At 27.9% G+C, this 21,584-nt stretch carries 15 protein-coding genes; 1 reads left to right on the top strand and 14 read right to left on the bottom strand.

Features of this window, described 5'->3' with window-relative positions; genetic code table 4:
• Window positions 1–82: 82 nt before the first annotated feature.
• The 6 genes from ACW95P_RS02655 to ACW95P_RS02630 form a co-directional block, all read right to left on the bottom strand.
• Window positions 83–283 (bottom strand): hypothetical protein, encoded by a 201-nt coding sequence (locus tag ACW95P_RS02655; RefSeq protein WP_457961689.1) that lies wholly within the window; start codon window positions 281–283, stop codon window positions 83–85.
• Window positions 284–287: 4 nt separating this feature from the next.
• The gene (locus tag ACW95P_RS02650) at window positions 288–479 is read right to left on the bottom strand and encodes a hypothetical protein (RefSeq protein ID WP_457961688.1); all 192 of its coding nucleotides are present in this window, start codon (window positions 477–479) and stop codon (window positions 288–290) included.
• A 335-nt stretch (window positions 480–814) separates the two neighbouring features.
• Window positions 815–1,681 carry a class II fructose-1,6-bisphosphate aldolase gene (gene fba, locus ACW95P_RS02645; protein WP_457961687.1) on the bottom strand — a complete coding sequence of 289 codons (867 nt, stop codon included), beginning with the start codon at window positions 1,679–1,681 and terminating at the stop codon, window positions 815–817.
• A 79-nt stretch (window positions 1,682–1,760) separates the two neighbouring features.
• Entirely contained in the window at window positions 1,761–4,187 is a 2,427-nt protein-coding gene (gene leuS / locus ACW95P_RS02640; RefSeq protein WP_457961686.1) for a leucine--tRNA ligase, read from the bottom strand.
• 136 nt (window positions 4,188–4,323) lie between these two features.
• Window positions 4,324–5,685, bottom strand: a complete 1,362-nt coding sequence (locus ACW95P_RS02635) for a hypothetical protein (protein WP_457961685.1) — start codon at window positions 5,683–5,685, stop codon at window positions 4,324–4,326.
• 324 nt (window positions 5,686–6,009) lie between these two features.
• Window positions 6,010–8,385 (bottom strand): hypothetical protein, encoded by a 2,376-nt coding sequence (locus ACW95P_RS02630; protein ID WP_457961684.1) that lies wholly within the window; start codon window positions 8,383–8,385, stop codon window positions 6,010–6,012.
• 408 nt (window positions 8,386–8,793) lie between these two features.
• Between ACW95P_RS02630 and lepA the strand changes: the two genes are divergently transcribed.
• Window positions 8,794–10,593: a translation elongation factor 4 gene (gene lepA, locus ACW95P_RS02625; protein WP_457961683.1), complete on the top strand. Its 1,800-nt coding sequence runs from the start codon at window positions 8,794–8,796 to the stop codon at window positions 10,591–10,593.
• Between the two features lie 295 nt (window positions 10,594–10,888).
• Here lepA and ACW95P_RS02620 read toward each other — a convergent pair whose 3' ends face one another.
• The 8 genes from ACW95P_RS02620 to ACW95P_RS02585 all read right to left on the bottom strand — a co-directional run bounded on the left by ACW95P_RS02620 (window position 10,889) and on the right by ACW95P_RS02585 (window position 21,538).
• Window positions 10,889–12,493 carry a hypothetical protein gene (locus ACW95P_RS02620; RefSeq protein WP_457961682.1) on the bottom strand — a complete coding sequence of 535 codons (1,605 nt, stop codon included), beginning with the start codon at window positions 12,491–12,493 and terminating at the stop codon, window positions 10,889–10,891.
• 565 nt (window positions 12,494–13,058) lie between these two features.
• Window positions 13,059–13,244 (bottom strand): hypothetical protein, encoded by a 186-nt coding sequence (locus ACW95P_RS02615; RefSeq protein WP_457961681.1) that lies wholly within the window; start codon window positions 13,242–13,244, stop codon window positions 13,059–13,061.
• A gap of 3 nt (window positions 13,245–13,247) precedes the next feature.
• On the bottom strand, window positions 13,248–14,201 hold the full coding sequence (locus ACW95P_RS02610; RefSeq protein WP_457961680.1) for a carbohydrate ABC transporter permease: 954 nt from the start codon (window positions 14,199–14,201) through the stop codon (window positions 13,248–13,250).
• The gene (locus ACW95P_RS02605) at window positions 14,122–15,165 is read right to left on the bottom strand and encodes a carbohydrate ABC transporter permease (protein ID WP_457961679.1); all 1,044 of its coding nucleotides are present in this window, start codon (window positions 15,163–15,165) and stop codon (window positions 14,122–14,124) included. Before ACW95P_RS02605 ends, ACW95P_RS02610 begins: the two co-directional genes overlap by 80 nt.
• The gene (locus ACW95P_RS02600; RefSeq protein ID WP_457961678.1) at window positions 15,165–17,015 is read right to left on the bottom strand and encodes an ATP-binding cassette domain-containing protein; all 1,851 of its coding nucleotides are present in this window, start codon (window positions 17,013–17,015) and stop codon (window positions 15,165–15,167) included. Before ACW95P_RS02600 ends, ACW95P_RS02605 begins: the two co-directional genes overlap by 1 nt.
• Window positions 17,015–17,848 carry a thermonuclease family protein gene (locus tag ACW95P_RS02595; RefSeq protein WP_457961677.1) on the bottom strand — a complete coding sequence of 278 codons (834 nt, stop codon included), beginning with the start codon at window positions 17,846–17,848 and terminating at the stop codon, window positions 17,015–17,017. Before ACW95P_RS02595 ends, ACW95P_RS02600 begins: the two co-directional genes overlap by 1 nt.
• Window positions 17,848–19,911 carry a P68 family surface lipoprotein gene (locus ACW95P_RS02590; RefSeq protein ID WP_457961676.1) on the bottom strand — a complete coding sequence of 688 codons (2,064 nt, stop codon included), beginning with the start codon at window positions 19,909–19,911 and terminating at the stop codon, window positions 17,848–17,850. Before ACW95P_RS02590 ends, ACW95P_RS02595 begins: the two co-directional genes overlap by 1 nt.
• 457 nt (window positions 19,912–20,368) lie before the next feature.
• Window positions 20,369–21,538, bottom strand: a complete 1,170-nt coding sequence (locus tag ACW95P_RS02585) for an HAD family acid phosphatase (RefSeq protein WP_457961675.1) — start codon at window positions 21,536–21,538, stop codon at window positions 20,369–20,371.
• Window positions 21,539–21,584 lie beyond the last annotated feature (46 nt).

Here is a 21,584-nt window from a genome sequence, read left to right as displayed (position 1 = left end):
ACAAAATATTATTATAAAAACAAGCTTAATTGAAATTGCAAGCTTGTTTTTATTTTAAAAATTATTAGAAATTTAGATTAAGTTATTTTTTACCCATGACTTTGTCTTTTATTCAATATAAGCCATCTTTAAGTAAGTTTAAAAAAATAATTAACTTTCAAATAATATCTAAAGCAATTTTTTGAAATAAAATTTTGAGAACAGCTTTAAACATTGAATAGCTTTCGCGGGTATAAGATGATAATGTATCATCTTCAGTTTGTTGAAAATTATTATCACTCATATATTTACTTAGCTCCTTGTGATTGATTTAAGGGGTTAAAAACATGTAATTCACCAATTCTGGTGATAGAGACCTTATTGTGTTTTTCCGGCCCACAATAAGTGTAACTTGTTAAGTTTTCTAATGTTGCACCTTGAAAACGTTTGATTAACTCAAAATTTCATTGCACTGAATTAAAAGTGAGAGTAGTTTGCATTTTCCTCATTTCATAAATAAAATAATAATTTTAAAATAATTATTAAGCTAACTTAATGATTAGTTATTTTTCACTGGGTTTAACTTCTTACCCATTTATATATCGCTAAAAAACAGGCTTTTTAATAAAAAAATTTTCACATTTTTTTAAAAAAGTTATTTTTTGATTGAAAAAATAAATATAAATTCACTTTTACTAAAATTTAATTTATAAAAATTGTTTAAAAATAGCATTTTCTTAATGCTCAAAAGTGTGTTGTGCTTATTAAAGTTGGGTTTCTCTAAAAAAAATAATAAAAAAATCGTTAGCTACTAACGATTTTGAATTTTAGAATCTTAAGCTTTATTATTTGAACCTAGCTCAAAGATTTTTTCTTTTACAACCTCTTCCATAGCGGCTGTTCCTGGGGCATATAATTTTCTAGGATCAAAGTTTTTACCTTTTTTAGCTTCACCTGATTCAACATAATCTCAGATAGCTTTAGCATTAGCTTGTTGCAATTCAGTATTAATATTAATTTTTGAAATTCCTAATGAAATAGCTTTAGCGATTTGGTCTTTAGGAATCCCTGAACCTCCATGTAATACAAGCCCAATTCCGGCAGCTTCACGAATTTTATTTAACGCATCAAAATCTAATGTTTTTCATGATTCTGGGTAAGGACCGTGAATATTTCCGATTCCAGCGGCCAGCATGCTAATTCCTAGTCCAGCCATTTTTTTGGCTTCTTCAGGATCGGCGATATCACCGTTACCAACGATTCCATCTTCTTCCCCGCCGATAGTTCCAACTTCAGCTTCTACTGAAACGTTTTTAGTTTTTGCTAATTCTACTAATTTTTTAGTATTTTCATAATTCACAGCAAAGCTTTCATGCGAACCATCATACATAACTGAACTGTAGCCTGCCTCAATTGCTTTTAAACACCCTTCATAAGATCCGTGATCTAGGTGTAATGCAACAGGAACAGTAATGTTTTGGTCTTTCACTAAACCAGCTACCATCCCTACAACAACATCGACTCCCCCCATGTATTTAATTGCACCTTCTGAAGTTGCAATAATAATGGGTGATTGATATTTTTGTGCAGTTGTTAAAACAACCTTGGCTCATTCTAAATTATTAATATTAATATGCGGAACCGCATATTTATTTTTAAAAGCATCTGCAATCATGCTTGTAGCGTTTACAAAATTTGACATTTTTTCCTTTGTATTTCATATATATGTTTTGTAAATTTAATTAAATTAAATAAATTTTTAAATATTATATTTAAAAATTTTAAATAATAAAATTAATTATTTTATTTTTAATATAAATTGTTTTTTTAATCACATTTTTAGCTGTTTCTAAGTGTTTTGCAACATTAGGGATTGCTTTTGCAGCTTCAAGATTTGCAGCATCTTCATTATTAATGTTAGCTTCTAATGTGCCACGTAATTTTCCATTAACTTGAACTGCAATAATTGCAGTTTGGCTTTGTGTTTTTGTGGAATCATATTTTGGTCATTGTTGAGATTTAATTTGCTTTTGATTTAACATTGCTAAAAATTCTTCAGCTAAGTGAGGAGCAAATGGTGACAATAAAATTGCTAAATCAATTAGTGGTTGATAATTTACAAAAGCTTCTACTTTATATAGATTATTTACAAAAACCATTAATTTACTAATTGCAACATTGAATTTTAAATCTTCAATTAATTGTGTTACTTCTTTGATAGTGTTGTGTCATACAAACTCAAATTCAGAACTTCATTTTGCAGTTGGTTGCAAAATTGCAGAATTATTTAAAACTGTGTTATATAAATTTCACACTCTATCTAATCACTTTTTAATTCCTTTAATAGATTCAACGCTTCAAGATTTAGTTTCTGTAAGTGGGCCCATGAACATTTCATAGACTCTTAATGTATCAGCCCCTAATTCCTCAACAATATCATCAGGGTTAATTACATTACCCTTGGATTTAGACATTTTCTGATTATCAGTTCCTAAAATCATTCCTTGATTAACAATTTTATAAAATGGTTCTGATGTTGGGACACATTTTAAATCAAATAATACTTTGTGTCAAAAACGAGCGTATAACAAGTGCAATACAGCATGTTCCTGCCCACCGATGTATAAATCAACTGGTAATCATTTTTGAAAACGAGTATATGCTTCAGGTGAATCTAAGTCTAAATAACTCCCATCATCATTTTTCATAATATAAGCAAGGTAATACCATGAGCTACCAGCTCATTGTGGCATGGTATTAGTTTCGCGGCGATATTTTTTGCCATTAATTTCTACATTTACTCATTGATGATTGTTTGCCAAAGGCGATTCGCCACTTCCTGAAGGGGCGATTTTTTCCATATGTGGTAATTCAACTAATTCTTCAACTAGTTCAACATTTCCAGCTTCATCAAATAAAACTGGGAATGGCTCTCCTCAATATCTTTGTCTTGAAAAAATTCAATCACGTAATTTATAAACATTAATGACTTCACATAATTTTTTAGTTGCTAATACTTCAATAACTTTTTTATTAGCTTCAGCAATTTTTAAACCGTCAATAAATTCTGAATCATAATGAATTCCATCACCAGTGTATGGTAAGGGTTGATTTGTTTTTATTACTTGTTTAATTGGTAAATCATATTTTTGCGCTAAATCAAAATCACGTTCATCATGAGCTGGAACAGCCATAACAATGCCAGTTCCATAATCTTTAAAAACATAATTTACAGCTCAGATTGGCATTTGTTTTTGAGTTATGGGATTAATTGCATAACTTCCTGTAAAAACGCCTTCTTTATCTTTATTATTTGCTAAACGATCACGATCAGATAAGTTTTGGTATTTTTTTAAAAATTCTGTAAATTTTTCTTCTTGTTCTGGAGTTACCAAATTTTTAATTAATGGGTGATCAGGAGCAATTGCGATAAATTCAGCTCCAAATATAGTGTCAGCACGAGTTGTAAAAACTTCTAAAATTAAATCTTGTTTTACAACTGTAAATTTAATTTTAGCACCTTCACTTTTGCCGATTCAATTACTTTGCAAACTTTTTAGTGATTCTGGAAAATCAACTTCTTCCAAACCTTCTAATAATTTATCAGCATATGCAGTAATTTTTAAAACTCACTGCTTCATTGGTTTTTTAAAAACAGGGAATCCACCACGTTCACTCACTTTGTTGCCATTTTCATCAGTTAACACTTCTTCATTAGCTAAAACAGTTCCTAATTCCGGACACCAGTTAACATCAATTTCTTTAATTTCCGCTAATCCTTGTTCATACAATTTTTTAAAAATTCATTGCGTTCATTTGTAATATTTTGGATCTGTAGTGTCAACTTCTTTTTTAGGGTCAAAAGAAAAACCTAATGCTTTTAATTGCCTACGAAAATTAGGAATATTTTTCTGGGTAAAATCATGTGGTTGATTTCCTGTATTTAAAGCATATTGTTCTGCAGGTAATCCAAAAGCATCCCACCCAATCGGGTGCAAGACATCAAAGCCATTTAATCTTTTATATCTTGCAATAATATCTGTTGCAGTATATCCTTGGGGATGGCCGACATGTAATCCGGCACCCGAAGGATAAGGAAACATATCAAGAACATAAAATTTCTTATTATATTTATCGGTTGTTTTAAATGCTTCTGTTTCTTCTCAAATTTGCTGTCATTTTTTTTCAATTTCTTTGTGCTTATACATATGATCATTTTATCAATAATTTATTTTTTTCAAAATGTAGATTTTGAAAAAGAGTTAATTTTTTTTACATTTTAATGAAAAACACCTCAAAAAAATTTGAGGTGTTAATTGTAGTTTAAAATGATAAATTAAGTTTTTATAAAATTAATGCTCAACCTGCTGAATCAATTTTTCTAACAGCTCCTATTATTTTTCAATAGTCAACACCAGGTTTAAATTTTAGATGTGAAATATCAAAATCTATATGCATTCCATTTGCAGGTCTTCTAATTGTGTTAGTTTTGCTTTTTCTGCAATGAGGATCTAGAAGCACTGAATCTAAAGCTTGATAAACTTTTTCTTCTTGCTCTACATTATTAGTTACATTTTGAGCGCGTTCACTAAATAATTGCATTTTAAATACCACAACAGAATTTTTCAAACTTGCAAAAGCTTTATTGATATTACTAATTTGATTAATAAGTCAATCACTTTCCTTTTTAAAAGTTTTTGGATTGGTTATGGAAGTGGCTAGATCATTAAGTTGTTTAGTGAATTGAAATTTTGCTTCTACTGATAAATAAAAGAAATCAGCAATTAGTTTTTCCTTTAAATTAAACTCATCCTTGATTTCAGGTGGATATGCATCTAATTCATAATATGCTTTTAAAAGTTGTTTTTTTAAAAGTGCAATTTTTTCAGGTTCTGTGTGGTTATAAAATTGCTGCTCAACCTTTGCTTTTTTTAAAGCATCCATAAAAGCTTCTTTTTTTGCTTGTGTTGAATTTCAGTATTTTCATAATAAAGTTTTCATTGTATATTCATTAATCAATAATTGCAATTCTTCAATTCCGGCATTTAAATTATTTACTTTGCTTTCGTGTTTTTGCAATTTTTCTAAATATGTATCATTTACTTGATTGCTTGTGGTAATTCTTTTAGCGGCGTCAATATTATCAATTTCATTTTTTAAATTTTCTTTTTGTGCTGAATTTAAAAATCTTTTTTCATCCACACGTGCTTTAAATATTTTTGCCAAACCCTCAAATTGATTTCAAATTGTGTAAATTTTAGTTAATTTGTTTTTAATTATTTTTGTATCTAATGTTTTTGTGGTAATTAAAAATGTTGTATATTCTGGTCTTAAACTAATTCATTTTCTTTTTAATTCTTGTTTATCACTATTGTGATAATTAGAAGAAAATTTAATTGTTTTATAAATTAAAGCAGCATTCATTCCATAATATTGCTCAGCAAGTTCATACATAAGATTATCTAACTTTTTAATTTCAGCTTTTGAAACTTCATTAGTATTTTTTTGATTTAGTAAAACTTTCTGATATTGATTTAATCCTTTTATATTATTTCGGGGATTATAAATTCAATTTTCTACAGTTTCTCCGAATTGCCAACTTTCATTTTCTGTTGTAGCCGACATTAAAATTGCTGGTACAAACATTGGCACAGTCATCATTGCACTAAAAGCAATTTTTTTAATTTTGTATTTTGTAATTTTCATAATTCCTTTTTAAAAATTTGTGTCTTCAATTTGTTATTTTTTTTAATTTTGTTTTTAGCTAATATTTACTTATTAGCTGATTTGATTTTAGCATTTTAAACAATATAAAAGCCGAGATTGCAAAGAAATTACAAATTTTAGAAATAGTCTTTCTTTTTTGACACTTTATACTTAAATTTATTTAAAATTAAAGCTAAGAACATTTTAAAAAAATTATTGTTTTAGTTAATTTTTGGCAAAAAAATACTCACCTACTAAAATAAGTGAGTATTTTTATAACATTAATCTTTGGTTAAACTTTTTGAAAATTTAGTATTCTAAATCTTAATTCATTAATGTTTTTTTAGCATTTTGAATTTCTTCAATTGCTTTTTCAACATTATCTACAGTAACACCAGCTCTAAATTTCAATTCTCTAATGTGGTATCAAGTTTTTAATAATCCATCATTAGGTCTTCAAAGAGTTTTTTCTGCATTTCCATGACGTTTTGTGTCTAATAAAACTGATTCTAATGCTTTAAACACATTTTCGTCTTGTGCACGAAGCCCATCTACAGAATTCATAACTTGTGATCTAGTTGTATCTCTATAATCTTGAAATGCTTTTTGTAATTTTCCGAAAGAATCATTTAATTTTTTAGCTTCTAATGCAATTGAATAAATTTTTTGCATAAGCTCTAAAGCACCATTATCTTGGTAATTTAACTCACCAGGTCCATCATATACTCTTCTAACTTCCATTGTGAAAGAATTTTTTGCACTACTTGATAGATATGAAAAACTATGGATTGTTTTTCTTAAGTAATCTACAGAGTAAGTTTCAATACCTAATTCTAAAACTTGTTCTCCGTCTAAACTTTCACCAGCTTTTCTAATTTTAGCAATTGAATTATTTACATCACTAACTGTAACACCAGCTCTTAGTTTTAATTCACTAATGTGGTATCAAGTTTTTAATAATTTATCTGCAGGCTTTCATAATGTTTTTGCTTCTTCACCGTGACGTTTTGTGTCTAATAAAACAGCTTCTAATGCTTTGAACACATTTTCATCTTGTTGTTTTTTATTTGAAGCTCAACGATAAGCATCGGTATTAAGTAATGATCTGTAACCTAAATATGTTTCTTGTAATTTAACAAATGAAGCATTTAAGTCATTGGCATTTTTTAAAATTTTAGCTTCTTCAGATTTTAGTTCTGAGTTATCTAAATCATTTCTTTTTGATAGAGCTTTTAATTCTTTTACAAAATCCGCTTTAGCTCCAGCTGATAAATAAGATAATGCATTAATTTCTTTTTCTAATTTGCTAACATCAACACTATATCTAGGACCAACATTACCATCTAAACCTGCTTTAGCAGCATTAATTTTTGCAATTGAGGCATCTACATCACTAACTGTAACACCAGCTCTAAATTTCAATTCTCTAATGTGGTATCAAGTTTTTAATAATCTATCATTAGGTCTTCAAAGTGTTTTTTCTTCATTTCCAAAACGTTTTGTGTCTAATAAAACTGATTCCAATGCTTTAAACACTTTTTCATCTTGTTCATTTTTATTAGTTGATTTGTTGTATTTTTCTTTTCCAACTACTGATCTATAATCTTGAAATGCTTTTTGTAGTTTCCCAAAAGAATTATTTAATTCTTGTAGCTCGGTTGTGAATTTTTCAACTTCTGTTGTAAGAGCGGCATCTTTTGTTTGACCTTTTTCAACTAATGCTGCTAGTTTATTAACAAACTCGCTTTTAGCAGCTTCTGATAATTTATCAGCACTATTAATTTTTGCTTCTAAACTATTAACACTACTTTGAAGTTTTGCAAAACCATCAAGTTTTATGTAAGTATACAAAATTTGATTTTTCAAATTTTTAACTTCTTTTAAATTTGTAGTTTTTAATGTTTTTGATGCGTTATCCAATGCGTTATTGTAAGCATTTTTTCTAGCTTGAGTTGATGTAGTATATCTTTTTGAAGTTCTTTTGTTTGAATATTCTCTAACTAAAGCTTTTAATTCTCCAACAGCTTTGTTTAGCTCTAAAATTTTTTCTTTTTGTTCATTAACTTTATTTAGAAAATTCTTATTAAGATTATCTTTATTATTTGAATGCTTTGACTTATCAATTGATGTTAATTCTTTATATAATGCAGATTTTTGATTTCTTGATAAATTAGCTTGTTCATTAACTAATGAAAATAAATCATTTGTTAATCCATTTAATTTATTTCATGCTTCATAAAGTGATGCAAGTTTGTTTAAAAGTTGAGGCATATCTATAACACCAGATTCAAGTAATGAAACAATTGATGTTTTTTGATAATCTCATTCTTCTTTAAGTGGTTGTGAAGCATTGAAGTAACCATTTGCCAATTTTGTTGAAGGATAAATTATTCAACCATTCATTTCGTTGTATGTGTCGTAGATTTTTTTAGTAATAATATCTAGTTGCTTTATTTCGGCTTTTGAAATATTATTTTTATTTTTGTGACGTATTAATTCACTTTTTTGTTTACTTGTTAAAAAGTTAATTTCATTTGATGGATTGTTAATTCAGCTAGCTAATGTTTCACCAGCTTTCCATGTTCCGTTATCAGAAGCTGCAATTAAAACTCCTGATGAAAGTATTGGAGCAACAAATAATGCTGACATAGCTAATTTTTTAAAATTAAATAATTTTTGTTTTTTATTTTTAAAATTCATAAAAAACTCCTTTTCAAATTTTTTTATTTTAATGAACTTGCCATGAATTTATAGCTAAACTCAATGTTCATTTATTTTAGCTAATAAATTAAGTATTTTTCAACTTTCATATTAGTTGCTTAAATTTTAACACATAAAAATAATGTTGATATTAATGTAAATAAAGAAAATTGCAGATTAAAACATCATAATTCCTGCTATTTAGTAATTTTTTAATGGATATTTTCAAAATAAAAATTACTTTATTAAATATTTTTTTAGAGAAAACAACACTTTTTATTTTCTTTAAATATTGTTGTTTTTTCTAAAAAAGCTTAAAATTTTTTAAAATTTTTTTGTAATAAAAAATTGGTTACAAAAAATGAATTATCATAAAAATTGCTATATTCTAATATAATATAGCAACATATGGAAAAGAGCAAAATTCGAAATTTTTGTATTATTGCACACATTGATCACGGTAAATCTACTCTTGCTGATCGAATCTTAGAAAAAACTAATGCTGTAAGTGCTCGTGAGTTAAATTCACAGCATTTAGATTCTATGGATTTAGAACAAGAACGAGGAATTACGATTAAATTAAATGCTGTTCAATTAAAATATAAAGACTATTTATTTCATCTTATTGATACACCGGGACATGTTGATTTTACTTATGAAGTTTCGCGGTCATTAGCAGCAACAGAAGGGGCTTTGCTTTTGGTCGATGCTACTCAGGGAATAGAAGCACAAACCCTAGCAAATGTTTACTTAGCAATTGAAAATAATTTGGAGATTATTCCTGTAATTAATAAAGTTGATCTACCATCTGCTGATCCAGAAAAAATTAAAAAAGAAATTGAAAATGTAATTGGAATCCCAGCCGATGATGCAGTTTTAGTTTCTGCTAAAACAGGGCAAAATATTGAAGCAGTGCTTGAAGCGGTTGTTAATCGGATTCCAGCTCCAATCGATGCTAATAATGACGCTCCCTTAAAAGCGCTAGTGTTTGACTCTTATTTTGATGCTTATCGGGGTGTTGTTTTATTAGTAAGAATTAAGCAAGGCAAAATTGGCCTGGGAGATAAATTTATTTTTATGTCTTCGGGTAAAAAATTTCATGTTGTTGAACTTGGAGTAAGAACACCAGCAGAATTGAAAAAAGATTATTTAGAAGCTGGTGAAGTAGGGTGGATCGCCGCTTCGATTCGTGATGCTAAGGATGTTTCTGTCGGTGATACAATCACTCTAGAGACCAATCCAGCTAGTGAGCCCCTACCCGGGTATAAAAAATTAAAACCAGTTGTTTACACTGGATTTTATCCAGTTGATAGTAAAAATTATGATTTATTAAAAGAAGCGCTTGAAAAAATTTCTTTATCAGATTCATCAATAACTTTTGAACCAGAAAATTCAAAGGCTTTAGGTTTTGGTTATAGAATTGGATTTTTAGGGATGCTGCATATGGAAATTTTACAAGAACGTTTAGAGCGGGAATTTAATATTGACTTAATTGCTACAGCACCTTCTGTTGAATTTCATGTTCATAAAACCGATGGTAGTATAGAAGTAATTTCGAACCCTTCTTTATTTCCTGACCCAACATTTATTCAAAAAATTGAAGAACCTTACATTCGTGCTTCAATTTTATTACCGGAAAAATTTGTGGGAGCTGTAATGGATTTATGTCAAAATAAACGAGGAGTTTATGTTGACCTAGAATTTATTGACAAAGAACGAAGAAGATTAGTTTATGAATTACCGCTTGTGGAAACGATTTTTGTTTTTTTTGATAAACTAAAATCAATCTCAAAAGGTTTTGCATCGTTTGAATATGATGTGGTTGGTTACAGAGAGTCTAAATTAGTAAAATTAGATATTTTACTAAATGGCCAAAAAGTTGATGCTTTATCAATCATTACTCACCGTGATTTTGCATACAATCGTGGTCGAGAATTAACTGAAAAATTGAAAGAAGTAATTCCAAGACAATCATTTGAAGTGCCGGTACAAGCCGTTATTGGTTCCAAAGTTATCGCTAGAGAAACCATTAAAGCTTATCGAAAGGATGTGACCGCTAAATTGTATGGTGGTGATGTTACCAGAAGGCAAAAATTATTAAAAAAACAAAAAGAAGGAAAAAAACGAATGAAAGCAATTGGATCTGTTGAAGTTCCACAAGAAGCCTTTTTAGCAATTTTGAAAACTGATAATAACAATAACAAATAATTAAAATTAAATAATAAAAAATTATTTACACTAACCTCAAAAAGTTAAACATTACATTTTAGATATTTTAATAACCCCTAAATTCAACAGGGGTTATTTTTATCTAATCTAATCGATATTTTTTTGCATTTTTAAAAAATCCAGTTATTTTTTGATATTTTAGATTTTTATTTTTTTTAATGAAAAACTTTTGTTGTTTGTCATTTTTAACATAAAAAAATACACCTCTTAGTTTTTATCAAACTTTTGGGGTGCATCATAATAGATCTATGTTATAGATATAAATTGAATTTATTTATCTTGAGTATGCATTAGCTGTAGCTTTTTTAGTTTCATTAATTTTTTCAATTGCTAAATAAACATCCGCTACATTAATGTTGGCTCTAAATTTTAAATCTCTAATGTGGTATCAGCTTTTTAATAATCCATCAGCTGGTCTTCAAAGTGTTTTTTCTTCTTCGCCGCTACGGCCCTCATCTTTTAATACAGATTCTAATGCTTTAAATACCATTTCGTCATATTTTTTAAAAACATTAGCATTAGGATAATTTCTTGCTTTAACGATATCTCTGTATTCGTGATAAGCTTTTTGTAATTTTTCAAAAGAATCATTTAGTCTTTGTACTTTTAACATAATTGTAAAAATTTTGGTTTTATATTCTAGCGTATTTGTATTTCCAGTAACCCTTCTAATTGCGCTTACAAATCAGTTTTTAGCGTTTAGTGATAAATGTGAATAGCTATGAACTTGTTTTGTTAGGCTTTCAATTTTAAAGTTTGGAATATATAAAACAGAACTGGCCATACCGTCTAAATCATATTTTGCCTTACTAATCTCTAGAATAGCTTTTTCAACATCATTAGATGTCACATTAGCTCTAAATTTTAAATCACTAATATTATATGTTTTTGTCATTAAACCATCAGTTGGTTTTGATATAGATAATGATTGAGAACCTTGACGTTTTGTATCCATTAGGACAGATTCTACTGCTCTAAAGACTTTTCCATCTTGTTCTTTTTTATTGCTTGCTTTAACATAATCAACAGTACCCATGATTAATAAATGTCTATAATCATAAAAAGCTTTTTCTAATTTGTCAAAAGAAGCATTTAAATCTTTTGCAGTTTTTGTAATTCTAGTTTCTTCTGATCTTAATTGTTGGTTCGATAAATCAGTGTTTCTTTCTAGTGCTTCTAATTGTCTTTGGAATGTTAATTTTGCTATTGCGCTTAAGTATTCTAAAGTTTGAATTTCTGCAATCGCTTTTGCTGCATTAACTTTGTATTTTTTTTCTGTATTTCCATTTAATCCAGACTGAGCTGTCTTAATTTCATCAATGGATTTTTTTACTTTTTCAGCATTTATATTTGCTCTTAATTTTAATTCCCTAATGTGATATCAGCTTTTTAATAATCCATCAGCTGGTCTTCACAATGAATTCGCTTCTCTTATTGGGCGTTTTGTATCCAATAAAACAGCTTCTAAAGCTTTGAATACTTTTTCATCTTGCTCTTTTTTATTAGTTGATGAATTGTATTTTTGAGATCCAATTAATGATCGATATGCTTGAAATGTTTTTTGTAATTCAGCGAATGAATCATTTAATTTTCTAGCTTCAACAACCACTCTTGTTAGAGCAATATTAAAATCTCTTGATGTTCTATATTTGATTTCCAATAAATCATCTAATTTTTGCTCATAATATTTTTTGGCATCAACAGATAATTTATCATACTCATTAACATATTTTTTTTGAAGAGATATGGTGTGTGCTCACCCAGATTGGTTAAAAGCAGCCACTAAAGTTGTTGTGGCAACTAATGGAGTTACAAACAATCCAGCTAATGCTAATTTTTTTAAAGTAAAAAAATTGTGTTTTCTATTTTTTAAATTCATAAAAAACTCCTTCTAAAAATTTTTAATATTTTTAATGAACTTATTTTATTTAAATTTTGACTTAATTTAGAAGTTCATTTTTAACCCCAATAAATTAAGATTTGAAACTTATAACATTATTAGTTGCTTTAAATTTTAACATATAAAAAAACATTAGATATTTAACTTAAAAAATAAATTTTTTGAAATTAAAGTTTATTGTTAAGCAAAAATTATTTTTTTGTCAATTTTTATTATCTAATAATGAAAAATAAAAACAATTTATCTAAACTTGGACAAAAAAAGTAATCTTTAAAAAATTTAAAAATGCAGTACGTCCCAATATGAAACAAGTTTATTTTTTTGTGATTTATTTTTTTGTTTTAATTTAAATGAAAGCAATTGGATTTGTTGGAGTTATGCAGGAAACTTTTATTAATTTTAAAAACTTATACAATATGATTTCAAATCAGAAATTACACCATATAAATTTTATTTAAATTTTTTTAGTTCATCATAATCTTTAATTATTTTTTCAAAGCAGATTTAAACGACATAAAAAAAGTTACATTAAAGTAACTTTTAACTATAAAACTCATAATGAAATTGAGCCATGGGAAACCATATATTGGACTATTGTAAAAAGACTTCAAATCATTATTCCAGTAGCAACTAAACCGATGATAACAATAAAGAAAGAAAATATTCAACTTTTTACTCCAAAAAACTTTGTGTATTTTTGGTAAAGTTTATTTTTAATTTTGTCTCACATATTTTACCCCTTAATTGCTTTTCCTTGTTTAGATATAGCTGTCATGATTCTTTTCCTAAATGCAAAGAAGGCAATAAACATTGGTAAAATGGCTAATAATGACCCAGCCATTTTAGTTCCGTACTCAATATTAATTTGAGTATCGTCACTATTATTCATTCCAATTTCAAAAGCTCAAACGTTAATAACTTTTGGTCCATTAATAATTAAAGGTCATAAGAATGAATTTCATGCTGCAAAAGAAGTTAAGATTAAAACAGTTCAAGTTGTAGGTGATACCATTGGAATAGCAACTTTCATCATGTATTTTAATTCAGAACAACCATCAACCATAGCTGCTTCTTTAACGCGATCAGGAATTTGCTCAAAAGCATTACGATACATAAATCCATTAATTACTGAAGCCATATAAGGCGCAAATAATGACATAAACATTGTTGCCCCTGTTTTTCTTCATCCTAAAACAACTACGATTCTAAATTGCCCTAAAATTAAAGCACTATCAGGAAGAATTAAGATTGTTAAAAAAAGAGCTCATAATATTTTTTTAAATCTTCATTTCTTTAATGAAAAAGCATATCCAAAAAACATTGTGAAGAAAATTTTAAATACAACCGATACTACAGTTACTGCAACTGAGTTTCCTAGTGCTGTAATATAACCGTCATTAAAAGCTTTTTGTAAGTTATCAAAATTAAAACCAGTGAATCATCATGTTGCTTCCGTGCTAGCACTATCAAATAAGTGTTCATTACTTGAAAAAGCAATAACAAGCATTATGTAAAATGGGAAAAATATAATTGCTGCAAAAAATAGTAAAATTATCGCTTTTCAGGTTATATCTTTGAAAAAACTTCAGAAAGTATAATCACGAACACTAGATAAAACTTTTTCTGTATTTTTTGCTAAAAAGATTTTTTGAAACTTTTGTTGAATTCTTAATCTTGTTGTAAACACGTTTCTCCCCTCATCATTTTGTGAATTTTAGTGTAAGCGCTATTGCACTTTTTAGAACAATTGAAAATAAAATACCAATTAAAAACATAATAATTGTAGCTGCACCAGCAATTGAATAGTTACCTTGCTTAATTGCATCATAAATATAAATCATAATTGTGGCTCCACCATTTTGCATTGCTTTTTCTGGCTTTGTTTCAAACAAGGCTAATGGGAAAACTTTTATACCACCAATTATTGCCAATGTTATTAATAAATTCAATGTTCTTTTAATTGAAGGCAGTGTAATTCTTATAAATTGTTTAAAGTTGGATGCCCCATCAATAGAAGCTGCTTTATATAACGTTTTGTCAACAGATAGCATCGCTGTCACAAGCAAAAGAATTTGAAAAGGTAAATGACTTCAAATTCCGTGTGCTAAAGTAACAGTTAAAGCATTAAATGTATTATAGTTACCGCTATTTAATCATTTTGTTTCATAACCAGTAATGGAATTAATGATTCCAATTGATGAATCAAAAAAGTATAAAAAAGCAGTTGCAATTGCGATGCTATTAGTTACATATGGTAAGAAAAAAACAGTTTGTCAAAAACCTCTAGCAAATTTTCTATGCACATGGGCTATTGCTGAAGAAATTAATAAAGCAATAAGCAAAGTTATTGGTAGGCTAATTAATCCGTATAGAATTGAATTTCTAATTGATACTTGAAAATTTTCATCTTCAGCTACTGCTTGATAAGCTTGTATACCTCAAGTATCTTTGCCAACTGATTCTATATCTTGCCCTGGTGCAAAAGATTTTTCAAGTGAAAGTCCAAAAGGAATAATTGTAAAAATTAAAATTACAAGTAAAAAAGGCATCAAAAATAAAAAAGGTTTTCAAAATGGTATTTTTTTACTTAGTATATTTAAATCTTGATTTGAATTTTTAGTTTTAAAACTAATAAGCCAATTTCGTATCATTATAAAATTCTATCCCCTTCGCTATTGAAAATATAAATTTTTTCTTGAGGAATGTCTAATGTTACTAACTCATCAATTTCATATTTTTGCTTGTTTTTTAAAAATACATTCATGCTACCAATTTTTTCAACAAATATTGAAGCTAAAATTTCTTTTCCTAAATACTCAACACTTTGAATTTTTCCTTCAATTAATTTCTTTTTTAAAGATTCTTGTAAGTGTTCTCCACGAACTCCAATTTTTACTAATGAATTTTTGTAAGGAATATTTGTAGCTAAGATCTTATCATTTCAAATTAATTTTTTATCTTTGATTTCTGCATCAAAAATTGTCATTTCTGGCATCCCTAAAAATCTAGCTACAAAAAGATTTGCAGGATTATTATATAACTCAATTGGACTGCCTACTTGTTGAATTAAACCCTCAGACATACAGACAACGCTATCAGAAATTGACATCGCCTCTTCCTGATCGTGAGTAACAAAAATTGTAGTAATTTTTAGTTCTGATTGAATTTTTCTAATTCATTTACGTGTTTGCAATCTTAATTTTGCATCTAAGTTTGACAATGGCTCATCCATTAATAAAATTTTCGGCTTTCTAACAATGGCTCTGGCAATAGCAACCCTTTGTTGTTGACCGCCTGATAGTTGTGTAGGTTTTTTTTGTAAATTTTTTGTAATTTCAACTCTAGCAGCAACATCCAAAACTTCACGATTAATTCATTCGGGGATTGAAAGAATATTTTTTTCATATTCTTGAATTTGTTTAATCTGATCATTATTTAAATTTTCTAATTTCAAGGTATATTTTTTTATTAATTCTTTTTGATAATTATGATAATTTTCTTTAGCTATTTCTGGTAAAAATTCCATTTTTTGTTTTGTTTTTTTCAATTTTACAAAAAGTTCATCAGCTTTAATTTTGTTTTTTTCATCTTTGATTTTTTCATTTAATGTTTTGGCACTTAATTTAGAATTTTCTTTAATTAATTTTTCTACTTTTTTATAAATAGCAATTTTTGTATTATCTGGATTTGCAATAAAGCTATTAACTTCTTGTTCTAATTCGGGAACATGGTCAAAAAACTCAAATTTTTGAACAACATTTTGCAATTCTTTAGCAAAACCTTGAGAATCTTTTTTGTATTTTAAATATAATGAGCTAATTTTGGCTAAATAAGCCGTTTTATGAACTTTATTCATTTGTTTTTTTGTTAGTAAGCTATTTAAATTTTCATAGAGTTCTGATTCAATTTCACTAGCATGAAATTCTAGTTCTTCTGGTATATCGATATATGTATAAAATAAACTATTGTATTTTTCAATTTCTAATTTTGTAGCTCCATTAGATTGAAAAATTAGAGAATTTTTTTTCATTAAATTGAATAAGGTTTTTTGAGTAACTTGCCTTTTTCAATTTTGGTCATTTCTTAAGGGGAAAGCAATGTTTTCATAAACACTTAAATGAGGGTATAAAGCATAATTTTGAAAAACAAGTCCTAAATTTCTATTTTTAGGATCTTTCTTAGTAATATCTTTTCCCATGAAAAAAATTTGTCCGCTTGTTGGAGTTAATAAACCAGCAATAGCATTCAATGTTGTTGTTTTTCCACAACCTGAAGGACCTAATAATGTTATCAATTGCCCCTTTTCAAATTTAGCATTAATATTATTAATGGCTAATGTTTCACCAAAATCCACAACAAGATTTTTTAGCTCAATATGTGAGTAATTTTTTAAGGCAACATATCTTTCGTTACTGAATTTTTTAATTTTACTTAGCTCTTCTAAATATTGTTGTTTCGTTTCGCTAGAAAGAAAATGTTTTTTTAGTTTATATAAGCTCATTAACTATCACCTTTTTTTACTTTTTGTGCTTCTTTTTTTTGTTTCTTTTCTGCTAGTTCTTTAATGAAGTCTAACTCTGCTCAAACATTATCTTCAGGTTGTGAATAACGATGCCCTTTATAAATAAAATAACTAAAAGAAACGATCGGAGCACCATGCTCTTTAAATACATCGCGTAAAAAGCTAATACTACTATTATCTTTTTTTAATGATCATAAACCAGACATGGTTCTGTAAGCATATTCCATTGCTAAAGCAAGAGGTTTCAACAGATTGCCACTTACGCTATTTTCAACATAAGCTAATCCTTTTTGTGCAGTAGAAAGTTGCGGCAATGAGTATCCGTTCTCAACCATTGAAACAGAAAAACTTTTAGAAAAATCCTTTCCATAAAAAATTTCTCCAACAAGTCTATCGTATGATTTATCACCAGTAAAAATAATTCTTATTTTTGATCCGGGAGGTAATAATTTTTCAGCAAAATTTGTTGCAGCATTAGCTCATGTATTTTCTAAACCAGTAGTTGGTTTTGAGCCACTAAATTTTTCAGGTGTGTCTAAAAACATAATTCTAATTGAAGCTTTTTCTTTAACTTCTGAACCAGGTTTACTATATTTCACTTCTGGAGTATCTCCATCTTTTCAACGAACAATTTCTCCTTCGCCTCATTCTTTGCCTTCAGCCATTTTTATAAAATCGAATTTATTAATATCTTTTTTTTCAATATTTTCAGGGCTTATAGATTGACTACAAGCTATTACACCAGCGACTAAAAAAGGATATAAAGAAAAAGTTAATAAACGTTTAACTTTTCTTTTTTTGTTTAAATTCATTATCTAAATGTAGTTCCTAATGTACGTGTAAAGTCTTCTATAAATGTTTCGTATGTTTTTTCATCAGCTTTTTTATTAGTCATTGTGTGGAAAGTTGTATCTAAAACTTCTCTAAATTTACCTGATTTACTATCTACCGGGTCTTCGAAAGGTTTAACTGCTCCAGATTGAACATTTTCTAAAACATTTAATGTCATATCAAGTGCTGGGTTTGTTTGTTTTTTACCTTTTGATGCTGCGATATTTTCTGCTGTAGGAAGAATGTAATTACCTACTTTAGCATATAACTCTGCTGCTGTTAAGTTTTTATATTCAATTTTTTTCTTGTTTCTATCTTCTCATTGTCAATCTCTTTTTTGTTCTAAAAATCATTTAGTAAATTTAAATGTTTCTTCATTTTCTTCTTCACCAGCATTTAAAGCTATTAATGAAGGACCTTGCAACATTTGTACATTAAATTCGTTGCTTGCTTTTGTTTTTTGTGGTGGGTTGATTACAAAAAATTCATTTTCATTTAATAATTCTGAACTAGAAAATACAGTAATTTCAAACTTATCTCTTGGTATAAATACAAAATTTTTGCTTTTATTTTTTTCAGAAGATAATGTAAGTTTAAAGTTGTCACCTAAATCATCGATTTTTTCAGCTACAATTCCAAAGTTTGTTGTGTTAGGAGTATTTAAGCTTGCTAAAATGGCATCTTCAGTTTCCTTAGAGTCTGCTACAAAATCGTATTTTTTATTTTTAAAAGCTCCACTATATCCAAATTTATAAATGTAATTTGTATGTTTACCAGATTTAGCAGTAGCAATTACATTATTTTTTTGTTCTTCAGTTAAATCTTTTAAATCTTTTTCTACTGGTTTATTAATGTATCATGCAATTGATTCAATTTCTAAATCAACAACCTTATCACCTGGTAATTTTACAGTCGCCATGTCTTTAGATTTGTCACTTTCAAAAAAAGATTTTGAATAACCTGCAGTTGACCCAATTGTAAATATTACTTGATGTTTTTTAGCATGGTTGGATGTATAAGCTCCACCCTCTTTTACATAAAGTATTCCCTCTTTAAGTAATGGACTAAACACTTCATATGTATCCTTCATTAATTTAGCTTGTTCTGATTCTGGATCTCATAACAATGAGCGATAGTTTAAAAGGTTGTTTGCCCCCTTACTAAATAATCATTTTTTATAGTCTGCATTAACAGAAGCAAAGGAACTTGTGTAGAATGCGCCTGCTAAAGCATCAATCCCTAAAACAGCCTTCCCACGTCCTTTATCTCCTAACCCTTCTTTTTTAGCTAAAAAATTAGGATATGCTTTATGAATTCTTAATGATAAATTCACAAGTCCATCATAAGTTTGTAAATCTTCTAATTTAAATTCATAATTTTTTAAACCTTCAGTTGTTGAATTGTAAGTACCTAAAATTTTAGAAACAAATTCTTTGTCTGATTTTGATGCTGCAATTAATTTATTTCAAAAATCTTTTTCTGTATCTTTTAATTTTGCTCCATCTGATGTAACTGCATTATCTACAATAAAGCCAAATAATGCTCCATTAATTGCTAACATTTCTGTTGAACGAAACATAGGAACTGCTCATTGTGTCCCATTTTCACCACCAGCAATGTTGTTGTTACCCTCTAAAAAGTTGGGTGAAAAATATTTTTCTAAATCAACTTTGTCTTTTGGAAAAGCTAATTCATATTTGTATTTTTGCAAGATTGCTAATAATGAAGGGTAATTTAATGTTAAGTTAAACAATGAATCAGTATCACCAACAGGTAATGATTTGTTTAAAAGATCAGCTGCTCCTCTATAACCATTCGGAATATCTTGAATTTCTCAAGTAAGTCCTGTTTTTTCTTTATGCTCTTCATTATATTTTTTAATAATTGTTTTTAGTGCCTCTTTAGTGGATGTAGTTGTAGATGCAAACACCATTTTTTTATCTTGTGTATAGTCCACATTATTACATGCTACTAAAGCCATTGAAGCTAATGGCAAAGCTGCAATTGCAGATTTTGTTAAAATGTTCCTTCATTTTAAATTCATTTTGTACCCCCGAATTTTTTTTAATTTTCTAAAAAAATAATAAAAAAAGCGAACATGAAAAATGACCGCTAAAGTTTCTCTTTTTTAAAACTAAAATAGTAAAAAAAATTTTTCATGTCCACTTGCCTAAAATTATAATATATTTTGTTAATTTTATAATCTTAATTTTTATAAAATTAATTATTAAATTAGTCTAAGAACAATGTATATTATTGAAAATTAAAAAATACTAAATTACATTTACTATTTTGAATTAATCATCTTAGTAAAAATATATTTGCATTTTTTATTAATTTTTAATTAAAACATTTAAAAAATTCACAATAAGGAAAATATTTTCTAAAAAATAATATTTTTTATTCAATTATAAAATAACTATAAATTCTGAATTTTTGTAAATAAATTAATAAAAAAATCGCCAAATTTAATTAGAGATTCCAATAATTTTAGTTTTACCCTAGTTTACTGGTTTTGATGGTACTCAGGCAAAAGTTTCTAGTAATTCATTAAGTAATCTTTGCTTTTCTTCTCCTGATTTCTTAAAATAATCTATCATTAAACCTGGCTCTCACCCGCCGTAACTAGCATTACCACCGATAAAAATGTATGACTCTGATCAATTAGTTGCAGATTTTTCACCTTGTTTGTTAAATTTAACACCTTTAACACTTGTATTTGTGTTACCGAAAAGTTGTTTTAAGTCTTTGTTTAAAATACTTACTCTTTGTGTATTTAATTTTCCGTGTGAAGCATTGTCGTTAAAATCATCAAAGTTATCTCCAACTCGCATAATTGTTTTTAGGACTACAGCATTTGCGCCATTAGTATCTAAATTAAATCCTTGAGTTTTTTCGTTCATCACATTAGCTCGAACTTCTTTGTTAGTTTTAATTACTTTACCTTTATCATCTTTTTTAATATGTGCCCAAGGCTGCTCTTTAGTTTCATCTACACCTTGCATTCAAAATACTCAATCCGGCAACAAAGCAGCTTCAAGTCCTAAGTCAATTAAGTTTTGTTTTGTAGCTTCTTTAGTTTTTTCTAAATCACGGTTTGAGTTAAATATGACCACTCCACCATTTGATCAAACGTACCTAATGAAATCAAAAGCTCCTGGTAATTCTGTTGATTGTTTATCATTAACAAATTGATTTCATATTTCAGAATTATATTTTTTATCATTTAATAAAATATAATTCTGAAATTTGTAATTATTAACAACGGTTTCATCTAAATCCATCCATACAACAGGAACCGCCTTGCCAGAAGTTGGGTTTTTCACTGATATGCTTGTAATTTTGCCATTAGCATCTTTTACAACACTTACTGCATTAAAGTCAAATGTATCAGTTTGTTTTTTCATTGCATCATAGGAAACCTTAGCTCCTTGATAAGCTGTTAATGTCATTGCATCTTTTTCAGCAGAAAATGAATATCATAAATTAGAATTATAATAACGGAAGTTATCAAAAATTCTACCTCTTTCTGCACCTGGTAAATCACTAAATTTTGTTGGATCTTGAACTGGCTGATTTTCTGCTGGAGCTGCACAAGCAACAGCTACTACTGGAATAGTAACTGCAGAAACAGTTGCTAATGCTTTAAAAATCTTGTGTTTTTTAAACATATTTATAAACCTTTCTTAATAATAAATTGATAATTTAATTTACATT

The organism is Mycoplasma pogonae (genome assembly GCF_054170725.1).
The sequence above is the reverse complement of the archived record's forward strand: the minus strand, read 5'-3'. Positions and strand labels throughout refer to the sequence as shown.